Source organism: Actinomadura mexicana (assembly GCF_900188105.1).
Taxonomy (GTDB): Bacteria; Actinomycetota; Actinomycetes; order Streptosporangiales; family Streptosporangiaceae; genus Spirillospora; species Spirillospora mexicana.
The window spans coordinates 270370-287693 of the sequence record NZ_FZNP01000006.1; the positions used below are offsets into that span (position 1 = coordinate 270370).

Annotated in this window: 13 protein-coding genes; 7 read left to right on the forward strand and 6 right to left on the reverse strand. The window is 75.1% G+C overall.

All coding sequences use genetic code 11. The features are described from left to right. Window positions 1-306 precede the first annotated feature (306 nt). The 4 genes from CHC11_RS17685 to CHC11_RS17700 all read right to left on the reverse strand — a co-directional run bounded on the left by CHC11_RS17685 (window position 307) and on the right by CHC11_RS17700 (window position 5409). Window positions 307-1512 (reverse strand): ABC transporter substrate-binding protein, encoded by a 1206-nt coding sequence (locus CHC11_RS17685; RefSeq protein WP_089312833.1) that lies wholly within the window; start codon window positions 1510-1512, stop codon window positions 307-309. 467 nt (window positions 1513-1979) lie between these two features. After that, on the reverse strand, window positions 1980-2345 hold the full coding sequence (locus tag CHC11_RS17690; protein WP_089312834.1) for a hypothetical protein: 366 nt from the start codon (window positions 2343-2345) through the stop codon (window positions 1980-1982). Between the two features lie 224 nt (window positions 2346-2569). Then, window positions 2570-4069, reverse strand: a complete 1500-nt coding sequence (locus tag CHC11_RS17695) for a CoA-acylating methylmalonate-semialdehyde dehydrogenase (protein WP_089312835.1) — start codon at window positions 4067-4069, stop codon at window positions 2570-2572. Beyond that, a complete protein-coding gene (locus tag CHC11_RS17700; RefSeq protein WP_089312836.1) occupies window positions 4066-5409 on the reverse strand; it encodes an aspartate aminotransferase family protein in 1344 nt (447 codons plus the stop codon). Before CHC11_RS17700 ends, CHC11_RS17695 begins: the two co-directional genes overlap by 4 nt. Window positions 5410-5555: 146 nt before the next feature. Between CHC11_RS17700 and CHC11_RS17705 the strand changes: the two genes are divergently transcribed. After that, window positions 5556-7178: a PucR family transcriptional regulator gene (locus CHC11_RS17705; protein ID WP_089313037.1), complete on the forward strand. Its 1623-nt coding sequence runs from the start codon at window positions 5556-5558 to the stop codon at window positions 7176-7178. A gap of 61 nt (window positions 7179-7239) precedes the next feature. After that, the gene (locus CHC11_RS17710; RefSeq protein WP_089312837.1) at window positions 7240-8034 is read left to right on the forward strand and encodes an alpha/beta fold hydrolase; all 795 of its coding nucleotides are present in this window, start codon (window positions 7240-7242) and stop codon (window positions 8032-8034) included. On the opposite strand, the gene CHC11_RS17715 is transcribed toward CHC11_RS17710, so the two are convergent. Next, window positions 8009-9025: an NAD(P)H-dependent amine dehydrogenase family protein gene (locus CHC11_RS17715; protein ID WP_089312838.1), complete on the reverse strand. Its 1017-nt coding sequence runs from the start codon at window positions 9023-9025 to the stop codon at window positions 8009-8011. The two genes, CHC11_RS17710 and CHC11_RS17715, sit on opposite strands and share 26 nt — an antisense overlap. A 116-nt stretch (window positions 9026-9141) precedes the next feature. Here CHC11_RS17715 and CHC11_RS17720 point away from each other — a divergent pair, with 116 nt between their 5' ends. Continuing rightward, the gene (locus CHC11_RS17720) at window positions 9142-10272 is read left to right on the forward strand and encodes a glutamate--cysteine ligase (RefSeq protein WP_218826135.1); all 1131 of its coding nucleotides are present in this window, start codon (window positions 9142-9144) and stop codon (window positions 10270-10272) included. Window positions 10273-10314: 42 nt separating this feature from the next. Here the strand turns inward: CHC11_RS17720 and CHC11_RS17725 are convergent, their stop codons facing one another. Then, the gene (locus CHC11_RS17725) at window positions 10315-10815 is read right to left on the reverse strand and encodes a helix-turn-helix transcriptional regulator (protein ID WP_089312840.1); all 501 of its coding nucleotides are present in this window, start codon (window positions 10813-10815) and stop codon (window positions 10315-10317) included. A gap of 202 nt (window positions 10816-11017) precedes the next feature. On the opposite strand from CHC11_RS17725, the gene CHC11_RS17730 reads away from it, so the two are divergent. The 4 genes from CHC11_RS17730 to CHC11_RS17745 are packed head-to-tail and all read left to right on the forward strand — an operon-like array spanning window position 11018 to window position 17323. Further along, complete coding sequence (locus CHC11_RS17730) at window positions 11018-12268, forward strand: hypothetical protein (protein ID WP_245919354.1); 1251 nt, start codon at window positions 11018-11020, stop codon at window positions 12266-12268. After that, complete coding sequence (locus CHC11_RS17735; protein WP_089312841.1) at window positions 12265-14661, forward strand: serine/threonine-protein kinase; 2397 nt, start codon at window positions 12265-12267, stop codon at window positions 14659-14661. Before CHC11_RS17730 ends, CHC11_RS17735 begins: the two co-directional genes overlap by 4 nt. Next, window positions 14658-15998, forward strand: coding sequence for a protein phosphatase 2C domain-containing protein (locus tag CHC11_RS17740; RefSeq protein WP_089312842.1), 1341 nt, complete (start codon window positions 14658-14660; stop codon window positions 15996-15998). Before CHC11_RS17735 ends, CHC11_RS17740 begins: the two co-directional genes overlap by 4 nt. After that, window positions 15995-17323 carry a vWA domain-containing protein gene (locus CHC11_RS17745; protein WP_089312843.1) on the forward strand — a complete coding sequence of 443 codons (1329 nt, stop codon included), beginning with the start codon at window positions 15995-15997 and terminating at the stop codon, window positions 17321-17323. The genes CHC11_RS17740 and CHC11_RS17745 overlap by 4 nt, the downstream gene beginning before the upstream one ends. The last annotated feature ends 1 nt before the right edge of the window (window position 17324 follow it).

The following is a 17324-nucleotide window of genomic DNA, read 5'->3' on the forward strand; positions in this document are numbered from 1 at the left end:
AGATGGCCCCGGCCGCGCGTCCGCGTCGGCCGCCTGCCGGACTCGTCCGGGGTGTTCGCGTGCGACGACTGCGCACCCGCCCCGCCGGTACCCCGCGCACGGCGGGGCCCCCGGGAGCCGCTCACGGGCGCCGGACCGGCGGTGGGGGAGCCGCCGCCGGCGCGGACGGCGGCGGGCGCCGCCGTCATGGAGGTCTCTCCAGGGAGAGGGTGACCCGGGCGTTTCGGGGGGAAGCCCGGGTCCACCCGTCAGGCGCGCCCGGCTGGGGGCGGTCGGGCGCGCCGGAGAGACCCTTCACGCGGGGCCTCAGGCCTTGGTGGCCTGGATCCAGGTCCGCGTCCACTCGGCGTAGTCGGTGCAGTCCTTCTTGCCCGACCCGCCGCCGCACGCCTTCGACGGCGCGTGCGCGAAGACGATCTTGTTGAGGTAGCCGCGGTCACCGACGTGGTAGGCGGCGCAGAAGCCGGTCTTGAGACGGTCGCCCGAGCACGCCTGCGGGTTGGCGGGCGCGACCCCCGTCCACTCGGCGACCTGCTGCTGGACGTCCGGCGAGGCCGTCCACTGGAGCCACTGGTACATGCAGTTGGGATGCTGGACGCGGGCGCCGATCATCCACGCGTCCATCCACCCGGTCGCGCCCTCGGCCGGGATGACGCCCTGGACGGGCCGCGCCGCGCGGTTCAGCACGTCCGCGTGGTAGGGCCATGCCTGGCCGAGCACGGCCCGGCCCCCGGCGAAGGCGCTGACGGCGTCTGCCGGAAGGTCCCAGTACTCCCCCACGTACGGACGCTGCCGGGCCAGGACCCGCCCGGCGGCGGCGAGCTGCGCCGGCGTCAGCGAGTAGGGGTCGCGGATCTTGAGCTTGCGCTGCCGGCCCCCGAGGTAGAGCGCGGCCTCGGCGATCGCCAGCGGACTGTCCCGCATGACGATCTTCCCGGTGTAGCGGCGGGCCTGGCCGGGGTCGAACAGCGCGGCCCAGCTCGCCGGCGGCGGGACGGCCCGGGTGTCGTACATCAGCAGGTTGGAGCCCCACACGTACGGCAGGCCGTAGTGCTTGCCGTCCCGTTCCAGGAGCTTGCGCAGCTTCGGTTCGAGCTTCTTGTAGCCGTCCACGAGGTCGGGGTTGATCGGGACGACCTGGTCCTCCTCGACCAGCCGCCCGGCGACCTCCGGCGGCGCGGCGACGCCGTCGTAGCGGCGGTCCCTGTCGCGCATGAGGCCGGCCATCTCCTCGGGCGTCTTGACGACCTTCATGCCGATCTTGCAGCCGGTGCGCTCCTGGAAGGGCGTGACCCAGTCCACGCGCGGATCGGTGCCGCCGCTCTCCACCGAGCCGGGCAGCGTGAGGAGGTTCAGCGCCCCCTCGCCGGGGCCGAGGGTGCTCACCACCTTGGCGACGCCCACGGGCCTGTCGTCCCCGCCGCTGCACGCGCCCAGCGCCGCGGCGCCGAGCGCCGCGGCCGCCGCCAGGGCCGTCGCCGCCTTGACCCGTGCCGTGGCCCTGCGCCGCATGTCGCTCCCGATCCGTGCCAGGGCCCTCCCCCTCGTGAACGGGCCCGTCGGCGCAGCGTAGCGTCTCCGCGCCGGCCGGACGCGCGGACCCCGCCCGCGGACGGCGGGCGCCGGTCGCCTCCGGGCACCATTGCGCGGTTCACGGCGGACGCCGGCGATGTGATCGCCGGTTTCGCGGAACTTTCCCGCCGTCCCGGGGTCGCCGCGACCGGAATTACCGATGATCGCGACTCGTCCGTTTCCCGGCGGCCTTTCCCACAAGTGACGGCACCATGACCATTACCGCGCTCATTGAAGCGGATTTCGACCGAGCCGCTGGAGGGGAGGCCGCCGGGGCCCCGGAAGGACGGTGGGTGCCGGCGTCCGCGCCATACACGGAGGTTGCTGGAGAGGATATGGCGCGGGCTGGCGTCCTGCCCGGGGCCGCGGCGGCACCGGTGGGCGTGGCGGGGGTGGGGAACAGCGGATCACCGTGCGGTGCCGCCCGGCCACGCGATCACCGGTACCCGGCCTGACGGCGGCGGTGTGACGCCCTCGAGACGAAGGAGGTTCGAGGGACGCCGCACGTCCTGCCGGGTGTCGCGGGACGGCCGGCAGCGGCCGCCCGGAGGCGCCGGCCCGCCGGCCGGGCGCCGCGCCGGCGCGGCGCCCGAGACCACCTCGATCCGCGCGATGAGGCGCTGCGGAGTGTCGGCCTCGAGGAAGTCCCCGACGTCGCGGTCCTTGGGCGGCAGCGCCCACCAATGGCCGGTGAACAGCCCGAACCAAATGGTCCAGCCCGGGAATCGCCTTCCGAGCGCGTCCACTTCGGCGGCGTGGTCGCCTGCGGTCATAGCGCGGCTCTCCTGCACATCCGGCTCCACCGGCCCGCGGTCCGACGGCCACGGGCTTCTGACTGCCGACCCTGACTTTTTAATTCGCCTCATTTAAGGGAGACAGTCAGATTGTGTCGCCGGACACAGACCCCGTCAATGGGGTGGAGCCATTATTCACCCGACCGAGCCGGACGAAAATTGACAACGGAAAAACGCACTCGGTAGGTAATTCTCGCGGGTCCTCAGCCGCTGGTGGGGAAGCCGAGGCTGACCCCGCCGTGGGACGGGTCCGGCCAGCGGGCCGTGACGGCCTTCGTCCGGGTGTAGAAGTGGACGCCCTCCATGCCGTGGGCGTGGCTGTCGCCGAACAGCGAGTCCTTCCAGCCGCCGAACGAGTAGTAGGCCATCGGCACCGGGATCGGCACGTTCACACCGACCATGCCGACCTCCACCTCGTTCTGGAACCGGCGCGCCGCCCCGCCGTCGTTGGTGAAGATCGCGGTCCCGTTGCCGTACGGGTTGGCGGAGATCAGCTCCATGGCCGCGTCGTAGGATCCGGCCCGCACGACCGACAGCACCGGGCCGAAGATCTCGTCCCTGTAGGCGTCCATGTCCGGGGTGACGTGGTCGAGCACGGCCGGGCCGAGCCAGAACCCGTCGCCGGCGCCGCCCAGCACGTCCGGGTCGCGCCCGTCGACGGCGAGCGTGGCGCCCTGCGCGACGGCGCCGTCCAGATAGGAGGCCACCCTGTCCCGGTGCGCCCTGGTGACGAGCGGCCCCATCTGCGACTCGGGGTGGTCGCCCGGCCCCACCTTCAGCTCGGCGACGCGCTCCTTGATCTTGGCGGTCAGCTCGTCGCCCACCGGGTCCACGGCGACGACGACGGAGATGGCCATGCACCGCTCCCCCGCCGACCCGAAGCCGGCCGACACGGCGGCGTCCGCCGCGAGGTCGAGGTCGGCGTCCGGCAGCACGAGCATGTGGTTCTTGGCCCCGCCGAGCGCCTGCACCCGCTTGCCGTTCGCCGCCGCCGTCTCGTAGACGTGGCGCGCGATCGGGGTGGAGCCGACGAAGCTGACCGCCCTGACGTCCGGATGGCGCAGCAGGCCGTCAACCGCCGCCCTGTCACCGTGGAGGACGTTGAAGACGCCGTCCGGAAGCCCCGCCTCGGCCCACAGCTCGGCGAGCCGGACCGACGCCGACGGGTCCTTCTCGGACGGCTTGAGCACGAACGCGTTCCCGCACGCGATCGCGACCGGGAACATCCACATCGGCACCATCGCCGGGAAGTTGAACGGGGTGATCCCGGCGGCCACGCCCACCGGCTGGAGGATCGAGTACGCGTCCACCCGCGAGGAGACGTTCTCGGAGAACCCGCCCTTGAGTAGGTGCGGGATGCCGCAGGCGAACTCGGCGACCTCCAGCCCGCGGGCGACCTCGCCCGCCGCGTCGGAGACGACCTTGCCGTGCTCGGAGGAGATCAGCCGGGCCAGCTCCCCGCGGTGCGCGTCCACCAGCTCGCGGAAGCGGAACAGCACCTTCGCACGCTGCGAGAGCGAGGCGTCCCGCCAGCCGGGGAACGCGGCCTTCGCGGCGGCCACGGCGGCGTCGACCTCGCGCGGCCCGGCGAAGTCGACGGTCCCGGCCACCCGGCCGGACGCGGGCTCGAAGATCTCGCCCCGCCGGCCGCTCCCCCCGCCGAACGGCTTTCCGCCGATCCAGTGCGTCACATGCCCGGTCATGCGTCCTCCCGGCGAGCAGACGGACCGCGCCCTCCGGCGACGGCGTTCCCGTTCACGGCCTCCAGCGATGCGATCAGGATGCCGAGGCCCTCCGCGGCCTCGTCGTCGGTGAGGGTCAGCGGCGGCGCCATGCGCACCACGTTGCCGTACAGGCCGCCCTTGCCGACCAGCAGCCCCCGCTCGCGGGCCGCCTCCATCAGCGCGGCGGCGAGCGGCGGGCTCGGCTCGCCGGTCTCGGGATCGGCCAGCTCGACCGCGAACATCAGCCCCTTGCCCCGCACGTCCGCGACGATCGGGAACCGGCCGGCCGCCGCCGACAGCCCCCCGATGATCGTCGCGCCCTGCCGGGCCGCGTTGGACCGCAGGTCGTGGTCGAGGACGTAGTCGAGCGTGGCGTTGGCGGCGGCCATCGACACCGGGTTGCCGCCGAACGTGGAGATGCCGGCCGCGTGGAGGCCGTCCATGAGGTCGCCGCGCGCGACGACTCCGCCGACCGCGAAGCCGTTCCCGAGCCCCTTGGCGAAGGTGATGGCGTCCGGGGTCACGCCGTGGCCGTCGATCCCCCAGAAGCCCTGGCCCGTCCGCCCCCATCCGGTCTGCACCTCGTCGGAGACGAACAGGATCCCGAACTCATCCAGGACGCGCTTGTAGGCGGCGAACAGGCCGTCGGGCGGCATCGTGAAGCCGCCGACGCCCTGGATGGGCTCGGCGATGAGCGCGGCGACGTCGCCGCCGGTCGCGGTGGCGAGCACATGCCGCAGGTCCTGCGTGCACACGTCGATGTACCGCTCGTCCGACATCCCGGCGAACTGCGGGAGCCGGCGGTCGGCGCCGTGCAGGAAGTGGACGTCCAGCGGGGAGTACGACAGGTTCGTCCAGCCGCGGTTCCCGGTGACGCCCGTCGTCGCGAACGACCGGCCGTGGTAGCTCTGCCGCATCGCGAGGACCTGGTCGCTGCGCCGCGCGTACGCGGCCAGCAGCAGCGCCGTCTCGTTGGCCTCCGTCCCGGAGTTGGTGAAGAACACCTTCGCGTCCGGGATGCCCGACAGCCGGGCGATCTTCTCGGCCAGCTCCACCTGCCCGCGCAGCAGGTACGAGGTGGAGGTGTGCACGACGCCGGTGGCGAGCTGCCGCTCCACGGCGTCCCGGACCTCGGGCACGTCGTACCCGAGCATGTTCGTCAGGATGCCGATGAAGAAGTCGAGGTAGGTGTTGCCCTCCGCGTCGGTCACGCGGTTGCCCTTGCCGCCGACGATCTCGATGGGGTCCCGGTAGTTGAGCGCCATCCAGGACGGCATGACCGCCCGGTGGCGCCGGAGCAGGTGCGCGTGTTCCGACATGCCCCAAGTCTCGTTTCCGCGGGCGGCCGCGGCCACCCGCAGAGTGTCAAGACCGGGCGCCTCCGCTTGACGCTCTGCTCGCGGCCGACAACCTGCAACGACCGGATCAGCGCTGCCGACCCCTCGCACGGATACCATCGCCGGTGATGCTGCCCACTGTGGACGACGTCCTCCAGCTCGACGCGGTACGCCGCGGCCAGCCGCACGTCGTCGCGGGCGCGGACCGCACCGGCAACCGGGTCCGCTGGGTGCACGTCGCCGAGGTCACCGACATCGCGCACCTGCTGCACGGCGGCGAGCTCGTCCTCACCACCGGGATCGCGCTGCCCGACGAGCCGGAGCGGCTGCGCGCCTACATCGCCGACCTCGCCGAGGTCGGCGTCAGCGGCCTGATGATCGAGCTCGGCCGCCGCTACGCCAGCGTGCTGCCGCCCGCGCTGATCGCCGCGGCCGAGGAGTTCGGCCTGCCGGTGATCGTGCTGGCGCACGAGCCCGCGTTCGTCGACATCACCGAGTCGGTGCACGCCCGGATCGTGCAGGAGCAGTTCGCCGAGCTGCGCGCCTCCGAGCAGCTGCACGAGATCTTCACCCAGCTGTCGGTCGAGGGCGCCTCCACCGACGAGGTCGTCCGGCAGGTGGCGGCGCTCGGCGGGCACCCGGTGGTGCTGGAGAACCTCGCCCACCAGGTCCTCGCCGCGGACGCCGGCGGCACCGACCCGGCCGAGCTGCTGTCGGCGTGGGAGACCCGCTCGCGGGCCGTCCGTCCCGGCCGCCGCACCGGCTACGACGAGGCGTCCGGCTGGCTGGTGACCATGGTCGGCGCGCGGGGGGAGGACTGGGGCCGGCTGATCGTCGACCTCGGCTCGCCGCCGTCCCCGCGCGAGACCGTGCTGATCGAGCGGGCCGCCACCACCCTCGCCCTCGGCCGGCTCCTCGACCGGCACGCCGAGAGCGTCGAGCGGCAGGCGCACGGGACGATCATCGCCGGCATCCTCGCGCACGCCTACTCCGACCCGCAGGAGGCGGCGGCCCGCGCCCGCGCCCTCGGCGTCCCGCTGTCCGGCCGCCGGCTGCTCGGCGCCGTGCTCCGGCACCGGGGCCCCGCCCTGCCCCGGTCCGCCGCGCCCGTCGGAGAGCTGTCGCAGCTCGCCGAGGCGGCCGCGGCCGCCTGCAAGGACGCGCGCCTCGCCGCGCTCGTCGGCGTGCTGGACGAGGGCGGCCCGCACGCCCGCGTCGGCGTCCTGGCCTCCCTGCCCGCCCGCGCCGACGTGGAGACCGCGCTCACCGAGGTCGCCACCCGGATCCGCAAGCAGTCCGGCGACACCGTGATGGCCGCCGGATCGGTGGTGGAGACCATCCGCGACGTCCGCCGCTCCTTCCTGGAGGCCGAGCAGGTCGCCGACGTCGCCGCGCGCGGCTCCGGGGCCCGCCTCTACTACCGCCTGCCCGACCTGCGCCTGCGCGGGCTGCTGCACCTCCTCCGCGACGACGCCCGCGTGCAGACCTTCGTCGAACGCGAGCTCGGCCCGCTTCTGGAGTACGACGCCCAGCGCGGCAGCGACCTCACCCGCATCCTGGAGCTGTACCTCGAATCCGGCCGGAACAAGGCCGTCGCCGCACAGCAGGCGCACCTGTCCCGCCCCGCCTTCTACGAGCGCCTCCGCCGCATCGAACGGGTCCTGGACGCCGACCTCGACGATGTTGAGTCGTGCGTGTCCTTCCACGTGGCGCTGCTGGCCCTGTCTTCCGTCCGCTGGGAACGGCCCTGACCCGGTCCGGTGACCGGTGAAGGCCGTTCGCGGCGGGGCCCGCGCGCATACGCTTGACCCCATGGCGGACGCGGTACTGCATGTTCATCGGTACGGGGACCCGGCCGGAGCTCCGGTGGTCATGCTCCACGGGGTCACCGGGCACGGGGCGCGCTGGCGCCGGACCGCCGAGCGGTACCTGGCCGGCCACTCCGTCCTCGCACCCGACCTGCGCGGGCACGGGCGGTCGACGCACGAGCCGCCGTGGACCGTCGAACGGCATGTGGCGGACGTCCTGGCGATGATGGACGCCGAGGGCGTCGAGCGGGCCGACCTCGTCGGGCACTCCTACGGCGGGATGATCGCGCTGCATCTGGCGCGGACGGCGCCGAGGCGGGTGCGGCGGCTCCTTCTGCTGGACCCGGCCATCGGGCTCGAACCGGCGACGGCGGCCGGGGAGGCGCGCGGCCACCTGGTGCCGGCGTCGTTCGGCGACGTCGCCGAGGCGCGGGCCGACCGGGCGGCCCACTGGCCGGCGTCCCCGCGGGACGCCGTGGACGAGGAGGTCGCCGAGCACCTGGAGCACGGTCCGGACGGGCGGCTGCGGTGGCGGTTCGAGCCCGCGGCCGTGGTCACCGCGTACTCGGAGATGGCCCGCCCCCACCTGGCGCCGCCCGCGGACCTGCCCACCCACCTGGTCATCGCGACGGAGGCCGACTTCGTCCGCCCCGAGTTCGTGGTGGACCTGCGCGCCGCGCTCGGCCCCGGTCTCGTGATCAGCGAGATCGACGCCGGGCACATGCTCTACGTCGACCGGCCGGAGGAGACCGGGACGCTGCTCGCCGCGTGGCTCAACGGAGGCGGCGCCGGCCGGTGAACGGCGGCAGGGTCAGCGGGGTGTGCAGGCCCGGCGGGGCCTCGGCCACGGCGGAGACGGCGCTGACCATGCGCAGCGCGGTCGACGCGGCCGGGTCGGCTGCGGCGGGCCCCGCGAGGTCCATCCGCCAGGGCGGCTCGCCGTCGATCTCGACGCGGTGGCCGCCGGTCTCCCGGGGCGGCGGCGCGGGCCAGTGGGGGGCGATGTCGGCGCGCAGCCGGGCGACGTGCTCGACGGTGATCACGGGACGGCCGCGCAGCAGTCCCGACACCTGGAACCGCAGGCCGGCCAGGGCCCCCCTGGCGACGCGGCCGATGTCCTCGGGCGCCGGGCACAGTTCGTAGGTCTCGGACACCTCGTCCAGCGGCACCGCCAGGTGCTCGGCGAGGAGGCGCACGACCGGACCCCACGCACGCCTCGGCCCGCCCGGCCGCACGATCTGCGGACGGTGCCCGATGGGGCCGCCGAAGCCGAACCGGGCGCCGGCCTCGGGGTCGTCCCGGCAGGTGAACCGGGTGACCTTGACGCCGTGCACGCGCCGGCAGCCGCCGCTCAGCAGGAGCGGGAGCACGTCGTTCACCGGGCTGGGCCCGAGGGTGAGGCAGGCGGCGCCGCCGATCGCGCACGCGGACCGGAGCCGGCGGACGAGGGCGCGGTCGGCGGAGGGCGGGTGGACCAGCGAGGGCAGGACGTCCGACACCACGCCGGTGCCCGATTCCAGGATGCGGCACAGCTCGTCCGCCACGTCCCGGGAGCGGGAGGCCGTGTGGCAGACGACATGCGGTCGCCGGTCCAGGAGAGGTGCCGGGTCCTCGGTGGCGCGGACCCCGGCCGGGCGGCCGCCTCCGGCCAGTTCGGCGGCGTCGACGCCGGCGTGCCGGGGGTCGACGGTGACGACCCCGGCGAGTTCCAGGTCCGGGTGCCCCAGCAGCGCCTGGAGCGACGACCTGCCGACGGGTCCGGTGCCCCACTGGCCGACAAGATAGGACATACCACCACCTTTTGATCAAGCGCCCGGTCGGCGCGGGCGCATTCTAGGCATGCCCTCACGGCCAGAACGAGCCCCTCGCGGGACGTACATCCGTGCTGGCCGGGAAGGATTGTCTGGTGACACTTCGCGCGGGGGCTCGCACGTTCGGCGTGGAGGAGGAGCTGCTCCTGGTCGACCCGGAGACGGGCGCGCCCCAGGCCCTGTCCGGCTCCGTGATCCACTACGCCCGGCGCCACGACGAGCTGTTCCTGACCGGCGGGCGGCGGACCAAGGCGCTGGAGACCGAGCTCCAGCGCGAGCAGCTGGAGACGGCCACCCCGGTCTGCGGCTCGCTGGACGAGCTGTCCGACCACGTCCGGTCGGCGCGGGTGGCGGCGGGCCAGTCGGCGGCCGGGGTCGGCGCCGCCGTCGCCGCCCTGGCGACGTCGCCGGTCAGCGTCCGCCCGTCGCTGACCCCGTCGCACCGCTACCTGCGGATGTCCGACGCCTTCGGGCCCACCGCCGACGAGCAGCTCACCTGCGGCTGCCACGTGCACGTCGGCATCGAGTCCCCGCAGGAGGGCGTCGCCGTCCTCGACCGGATCCGGCCGTGGCTGCCCCCGCTGCTCGCGCTCAGCGCGAACTCTCCGTTCTGGCAGGGCACCGACACCGGCTCCGACAGCTGGCGCCACCAGGTCTGGGGCCGCTGGCCCTCCAGCGGCCCGACCGGGCTGTTCGGCTCCGCGAGCGCGTACCGTACGGCGGTGGAGGCGCTGCTCGCGACCGGCGTCCTGGTGGACGAGGGCATGATCTATTTCGATGCCCGGCTGTCGCGGCGCTACCCGACCGTCGAGATCCGCGTCGCGGACGTGTGCCTGGACGCCGACGACGCCGTGCTGATGGGCGCGCTCGTGCGGGCGCTGGTCGACACCGCCGCCGACGCGTGGCAGCGGAGCGAGCCCCCCGACCCGGTGCGCACGGACCTGGTGCGCCTGGCCATGTGGCGGGCCGGGCGCTCGGGCCTGCGCGAAGAACTCGTGCACCCGCGGACCCACACCGCCGCCCCCGCTCGCGAGGTCGTCACCACGCTCGTCGAGCACCTGGCCCCCGCGCTCGACCGCGCGGGCGACCTCGACACCGTCACCAAGCTCGTCGGCGGCGTGCTGGAACGCGGGAACGGAGCCCGGTTCCAGCGCGCCGCCTACGCCCGGAGCGGCGATACCAGGAGCGTGGTCATCGCCGCCGTCCGACGGACGATGACGGTCTGACCAGCGCCGGGACCACGGCGGCGTGGTCCCGGCGGCGGGCGGTCAGGCCGCGCGGCGCTTCTGGAAGGGGAGGTAGCGGTCGGCGCGCCGGTGCCGGGCGAGCAGGCCGGTGGACTCGACCGCGAGGATGCGGTCGAAGCGGAAGGCGCGCACGCCGCGGCGCATGCGGCACCAGCCGACGAGGTACCAGTGGTCGCGGTGCACGAGGCAGGTGACCGGCTCGACCTCGCGGATCGTGACGTTGGCTCCGGCGTCGCCGTAGCAGAGCCGGACGACGCGGTGCTCGGTGATGGCGGCGGCGACCACGCGGGCGCGGTCGGAGGTGGAGACGTCCAGGGGCGTGGTGAGGGTGGCGAGCGTGGTGGTGACCACGTCGTCGTGCGGGGTGGCGTCGAGGAGGGCGTGCAGGGCGCGGCGCGCGGTGGTGGCCTGCGGGCCGGTGCCGAGGTGCGCGAGCGAGAGCGCGAGTGCGGCGATCTCCGCCGCCGTGAGCGCGGCCGGCGCGGTGGGCGCGGTCTGGGGGTGCGTCGCAACGTTCGCCATGATTCGATCATACGTTCGAACACTGACATTTTGGAGGCCCGCTCGGGAAGCCGGAGGCGGCGCTTCGCGGCCGAGGCCCCTCCGAGGCGGTGATAGGCCCCGCGCTTGAGAAGGCGGCCTCGCATGGTGAAAACTGAGCCCCGAACAACGTGCTCTATTCGGGGGAATCAGGGGCGAACATGGGTCAAGTCGTGGACCGGCGTTGAGTGAGCCACGCCTGGACCGGCCTCCGCTGAGCCGAGACGAGGCGGACAGAGTGCTCGCGCGCCTCCGGGACGAGAGGGAACGCATCGGCGCGGCCCTGCTGGAGCTGGAGGCCCACCAGGGCTACCAGCTGTTGGAGGGCGCGGCGCTGCGCGGCGCGACGCTGCGCGTGCAGTCCGACGTGCGGTCGCGGACGGCGTCCCTGTGGCTGCTGTTCGACCTGCACGGGCGCGTCCTGTCCGCCGCCGAGGAGTTGCGGGCCCGCCACGGCAGGCCCGGCCAGGCGCAGCTCGCCGAGCTCACCCGCCTCCTGGACGGACCGTCGGTGGAGCTGCCCGCCGCGGAGGTGCCGCTGGAGCGGCGGACCCTGCTGGCCGCCCCGTCCGGCGAGAAGCTGACGGTGCGGGCGGCGGTCGACCGGATGACGCCGCTCTACGAGGAGGTCGCGGGGGCGGTCGCCGCGCTCGACGCGGTCTGGTCGACGCTGCTGTCGCGGCTGGCCGAGGTCGAGGCCGAGCGGCGCGCGGCCGAGGAGCTGCTGGAGTCCGCCGGCGGCCCGGACCCCGCCCTGGAACGGCTGCGCGACGAGCTGGAGACCGTCGCCGCGACCGTGCGCGCCGACCCGCTCGCGCTGGCGCGGGACGGCCTCGCCGACACCGCGCGGCTGGACGCCATCCGCTCCGGCCTCGCGGAGGTGCGCCGCGGCCTGGAAGAGGCGGAGCGGCTGCGCGAGGGGTTCGCCGCCCGGATCCGCGGCGTCGCCGCCGTCCTGGACCTGCTGCGCGAGGCCGAGGCGGAGGCGCGCGCCGTCCGGGACGAGGTCCTCGTCAAGATCACCGCACCCGTGCTGCCGGACCTGCCCGACTCCTCCGCCGCCCTCGCCGACCGGCTCGCCGCCGTCACCCGGCCCCGGCCGGGCGCGGCCGCACGGGACGGCGGCTGGCGCGAGACCGCGAAGCGGGTCGCCGACCTTGAGGCCGCCGCCGCCGCGGCGCTCGCGCGGGCACGTGAGACCACCGGCCTGATCCGGGGCCTGCTGGACCGGCGCGAGGAGCTGCGCGGCCGCCTGCGGGCCTACCGGGTGAAGGCCTCGCGGCTCGGCCACGCCGAGGACGCCGAACTGGCCCGGTCCTACGAGCAGGCACGCGAGCTGCTGTGGACCTCCCCCTGCGATCTGCGGACGGCCACCGTGGCCCTGACCGCGTACCAGCGGGCCGTCACCTCGCGGGCGAAGGGAGCGGATCGATGAGCCAGTGCGCGCAACCGGGATGCGGAGGGACGATCGCGGACGGCTACTGCGACGTCTGCGGCAATCCCCCCGCGGCGGCCGCGCCCGCGCCCGGCGCCGCGCCCGGCGCCGCGCCGGGCGTCCCCGCCCCGCGCCCGCCCGCCGAGCAGCCCGACCGATGCCACCAGGCCGGATGCACCGGCACGATCACGGACGGCTACTGCGACGTGTGCGGCTCGCCGCCCGCGTACACCGCCCGCGTCCAGGCGGCCGCGGGCGCCGGCGCGAGCACCACCGGGAACACGGGCGGCACCGGGACGCCGGGAAGCACCGCGACCGGCAGCGTCCGGACGGGCAGCACACGCACCGGGTCGGCCCGCTCCTCCGGCCGCCGCGGCATGCTCGGCGCCGGGCTGGTCGAGGTGCCGCGCGTCCCCTACCGGGACCCGTCCAGCGCGGTGATGAGCGACCCGCAGGTCGCGGAGGCCAAGCGGTACTGCAGCGGCTGCGGCGAGCCCGTCGGCCGCGGGCGCGGCGACCGGCCGGGACGCACGGAGGGCTTCTGCCCCAAGTGCGGCGCCCGGTTCTCCTTCACCCCGAAACTCGGCCCGGGCGACCTCGTCGGCGGCCAGTACAGCGTGCTGGGCTGCCTCGCCCACGGCGGGCTCGGCTGGATCTACCTGGCCCAGGACAAGAACGTCAGCGACCGCTGGGTGGTCCTGAAGGGCCTGCTCGACAGCGGCGACGCCGACGCGATGGCCGCGGCGGCGGCCGAGCGCGCGTTCCTCGCGGAGGTCGAGCACCCCAACATCGTCAAGATCTACAACTTCGTCCAGCACAGCGGCGACGGCTACATCGTCATGGAGTACGTGGGCGGGGAGTCGCTCAAGGACATCCTGCTCCGGCAGCCGCTGCCGGCCGGCCAGAAGCACCTGCCGCTCGCGCAGGCCATCGCCTACGGGCTGGAGGTGCTGCGGGCGTTCGAGTACCTGCACGCGCAGGGCCTCGTCTACTGCGACTTCAAGCCGGACAACGTGATCCAGTCCGAGGAGCAGCTCAGGCTGATCGACCTCGGCGGGGTGCGGCGGCTGGACGACCCGGACGGCGCGATCTACGGCACGGTCGGCTACCAGGCCCCCGAGATCGCCGACGCCGGCCCCTCGGTGACATCGGACCTCTACACGGTCGGCCGGACGCTCGCCGTGCTGAGCTTCCCGTTCAAGGGCTACACCCGGGGGTTCGCCGACTCGCTGCCGCCGCGCGAGGAGATCCCCGTCCTCCAGCGGTTCGAGTCCTACGACCGGCTGCTGCGCCGCGCGACGCACAAGGAGCCGACCGCACGCTTCCAGGACGCGGCGGAGATGGCCGAGCAGCTCACCGGCGTGCTGCGCGAGGTGCTGGCGGCCGAGGACGGCGCCCCGCGTCCCGCGCCGTCCGGGTTGTTCGGCCCGGAGCGGTTCACGACGCGGATGGCGGGCGAGGCGCGGGAGGAGGCGGCGCTGCCGCCCGTCCCGCCGCCGGTCGCCGCCGCGGCGCTGCCGGTTCCCCTGGTGGACGGCGCCGACCCGGCGGCCGCGTTCGTGTCCGGGCTCGGCGCGCTGGAGGCGGCGCAGGCCGCCGAGGCGGCGGCGAACGCGCCCGACCGCACGCCCGAGGTCAGGCTGGCGCTCGCCCGGTCCAAGATCGAACTGGGCGCCGCCGGGGAGGCCGACGAGCTGCTCGACGCGCTGGCCGCCGAGCGCCCCTCCGACTGGCGGGTCGGCTGGTACCGCGCGGTCGGGCTTCTCGCGCAGGGCCGGGCGGACGAGGCCGCGCCGCTGTTCGACCGGCTCTACGGGCTGCTGCCCGGCGAGGCGGCCCCCAAGCTGGCCCTCGCCTACTGCCGGGAGCGGTCCGCGCCGCACGACGCCGTCCGCCTGTACGAGACGGTGTGGCGAACCGACCAGAGCTACATCAACGCCGCCTTCGGCCTCGCCCGCGTGCACCTGGCGGCGGGTGACCGCCGCGCCGCCGTCGCCGCGCTCGACTCCGTACCGAAGATCTCCATCCGGTACGTGCCCGCGCAGGTCGCGGCCGTCGTGACGGCGGTGCGCGACCGTCCCCCCGCCGAGCTGACGGCGGGCGAGCTGGTCGCCGCCGGCCACCGGCTCGCCGCCCTCGACCTGGACGCCGAGCGGCGCGACCGGCTCGCCGCCGAGGTGCTGGAGGCCGCGCTCGGCTGGATCCTGGCGGGTCCCGGCACGACGGCCGGGGCGCAGGGCGGCTCCCTGTTCGGCGCCGCGCTCGCCGAGTCCCCGCTGCGCCGCCTCCTGGAAGGGACATACCGGGAGCTGGCACGCCGCACCCGTGACAGGGACGAGTGCCGCCGGCTCGTCGACTCCGCCAACGCCGTACGCCCGAGGACGCTGCTGTGACCGACGACAACACCGGAGCCGACGACACCACCGGAGCCGACGCCCCCCGAACCGACGCCCCCCGAACCGGCGCCGGCGGAACCGGCGCGCCCGGGACCGACCAGGGGAAGGCGGCCGAGCTCGCCTGCCCCGCCTGCGGCGCCGTGGTGTTCGCCGAAGAGATCTTCTGCGAGGAGTGCGGGCACCGGCTCGCCGACGGCCCGCCCGCCGAGGCCGCCGGGCGCGACGGCGCCACGATCAGGCAGGAGTCCGCGCCGTCCGCCCGTCCGCCCCGGCGCGCGGGCGGGCCGGGCCCGTGCCCCGGATGCGACGGGACGGCGATCGACGCCGACGGCTACTGCGAGACCTGCGGCCTGCGCCAGCCCGCCGAGCGGGACCACGTCGAGATCGAGCTGCCGGCCGGGTCCGGCGGCAACGGCACCCGCCCGGTCGTCGCGGCGGGCGCGAGCGACCGCGGCCGCCGCTACAGCCGCAACGAGGACGCGCTGGCCCTCGCCGCGCACCTGTCCGGCATCGCCGCCGTCGTGTCCGACGGCGTCGGATCCTCGCAGCGTCCCGACGAGGCGTCCCGCGCCGCGGCCGACACCGGCCTCGCCGAGCTGGTGGCGCGGCTCGACGCCGGGGAGGACGCCGAGGACGCCACCCGGCACGCGGCGCTCCGCGCGGCCGCCGCCGTCGCCGCGCTCGCCACCTCGCCGTCCGACGCGCCGTCGTGCACCTACGTGTCCGCCGTGACGCGCGGCCCGGCGGTCACGGTCGGCTGGATCGGGGACAGCCGCGCCTACTGGCTGGCCGCGGACGGCTCCGCCCGGCCGGGCGAGGACGCCGCGCCGGGGCCCGCGCCCGACGAGGTGGACGCGGCCGAGGTCAGCACCGGCGACATGGCCGAGCTCGGCGCGTCCCGCCGGCTCACCGAGGACGACTCGTGGGCCGCGTTCATGGTCGCCGGCGGGTCGCTGACCGAGGCGGAGGCGGAGGCGCACCCGAACGCGCACGTCATCACCGCCTGGCTGGGCGCCGACGCCGGGCAGGTCAGCCCGCACGTGGCGACGTTCCGGCCCGGCGGCCCCGGCACGCTGCTGGTGTGCAGCGACGGCCTGTGGAACTACTTCCCGGCCGCCGCCGACCTGGCGGCGCTGCTGGCCGGGCCCGGGGGCGGGGAGTCCCCGGGGCCGGCAGCCGACCCGCTCGGCGCCGCGCGGACGCTGGTGAGCCGCGCGCTGGACGCCGGCGGCCGCGACAACATCACGGTCGCCGTCATCCCGGTCCCCTCCCCCGGAGGCTCCGGCGGCCGCGTCCACGAGAGCACCCCCCAGAGCACGGAGGAGCCCCGATGAGGGAGCCGCAGTTCACCGTCTCCATCGACCAGAACAAGTACCTGCCCGAGGGCGGCCGCGAGGTGCACGCCATCGTGTCGGTCGAGGCGAGCGCCGCCGAGGGCGCCCCCGTCCCGTCCTCGACCCGGGCGGCCGAGGTCGTCATCATCGACACCTCCGGCTCGATGTCCTACCCCGAGACCAAGCTGCGCGCGGCGATCGCGGCCGCGCAGGTCGCGGTCGACACCCTGCGCGACGGCGTGGAGTTCGCGGTCGTCTCCGGCTCCAGCACGGCCAAGATGGTCTTCCCCCGGCACCAGGGGACGGTCCCGGCGACGCCGGAGACCCGCGCGGAGGCCAAGCACGCGCTGAGCCGGCTGACGGCGGCCGGCGGCACCGCGATCGGATCATGGTTGCGGCTGGCCGACGACCTCTTTGCCGGCCGTGACGGCATCCGGCACGCGATCCTGCTGACCGACGGGAAGAACCAGCACGAGACTCCGGCGGAGCTCGACGCGGCCCTGGCCCGCTGCGGCGGGCGGTTCGTCTGCGACTGCCGCGGCATCGGCACCGACTGGGAGGTCGCCGAGGTGCGCAAGGTGGCGTCCGCGCTGCTCGGCAGCGTCGGCATGGTGGACGACCCGGCCGAACTGGTCGAGGACTTCCGCGCCATGACGGAGGCGGCGATGGGCAAGTCCGTCGCCGACGTCGCCCTGCGCGTGTGGACGCCGCAGACGGCGCGGCTGCGGTTCGTCAAGCAGGTCTCCCCGTCGGTGGAGGACCTCACCGGCAAGCGCGCGGAGTCGGCGCCGCAGGCCGGCGACTACCCGCTCGGAGCGTGGGGCGCCGAGAGCCGCGACTACCACATCTGCGTGGAGGTGCCGCCGGGGGAGATCGGCAAGGAGCTGCGCGCCGCGTGGGTGAAGCTCGTCGTGCCGGGCCCGCCAGGTGAGGAGGCGCGGGTCGTCGCGACCGCGAACGTCCTCGCCCAGTGGACCGACGACGAGGCGGAGTCCACGCGGATCAACCCGCGGATGGCGGGCTACACCGGTCAGGCGGAGCTGGCCGCGGCGATCCAGGAGGGCCTGCAGGCCCGCAAGGACGGCGACCTCGACACCGCGACGGCGCGGCTCGGCCGGGCCGTGGTGCTCGCGGGCGAGGCGGGCAACGACGAGATCACCGCGATGCTCCGCAAGGTGGTGGACGTCGTGGACGAGGCCGCCGGTACCGTCCGGTTGAAGCGCGACGTCGCCAAGGCCGACGAGATGGAGCTCGACACGCGCTCCAGCAAGACGGTCCGGACCCGCAAGGACGAGACGGTGACCACCAGGAGGGGCGAGGGCTGAG

Bases quoted from the DNA above. Each gene is read 5' to 3' on its own strand.
- CHC11_RS17685 (WP_089312833.1), bottom strand. From the start codon at position 1,512: ATGCGGCGCAGGGCCACGGCACGGGTCAAGGCGGCGACGGCCCTGGCG.
- CHC11_RS17690 (WP_089312834.1), bottom strand. From the start codon at position 2,345: ATGACCGCAGGCGACCACGCCGCCGAAGTGGACGCGCTCGGAAGGCGA.
- CHC11_RS17695 (WP_089312835.1), bottom strand. From the start codon at position 4,069: ATGACCGGGCATGTGACGCACTGGATCGGCGGAAAGCCGTTCGGCGGG.
- CHC11_RS17700 (WP_089312836.1), bottom strand. From the start codon at position 5,409: ATGTCGGAACACGCGCACCTGCTCCGGCGCCACCGGGCGGTCATGCCG.
- CHC11_RS17705 (WP_089313037.1), top strand. From the start codon at position 5,556: ATGCTGCCCACTGTGGACGACGTCCTCCAGCTCGACGCGGTACGCCGC.
- CHC11_RS17710 (WP_089312837.1), top strand. From the start codon at position 7,240: ATGGCGGACGCGGTACTGCATGTTCATCGGTACGGGGACCCGGCCGGA.
- CHC11_RS17715 (WP_089312838.1), bottom strand. From the start codon at position 9,025: ATGTCCTATCTTGTCGGCCAGTGGGGCACCGGACCCGTCGGCAGGTCG.
- CHC11_RS17725 (WP_089312840.1), bottom strand. From the start codon at position 10,815: ATGGCGAACGTTGCGACGCACCCCCAGACCGCGCCCACCGCGCCGGCC.
- CHC11_RS17735 (WP_089312841.1), top strand. From the start codon at position 12,265: ATGAGCCAGTGCGCGCAACCGGGATGCGGAGGGACGATCGCGGACGGC.
- CHC11_RS17745 (WP_089312843.1), top strand. From the start codon at position 15,995: ATGAGGGAGCCGCAGTTCACCGTCTCCATCGACCAGAACAAGTACCTG.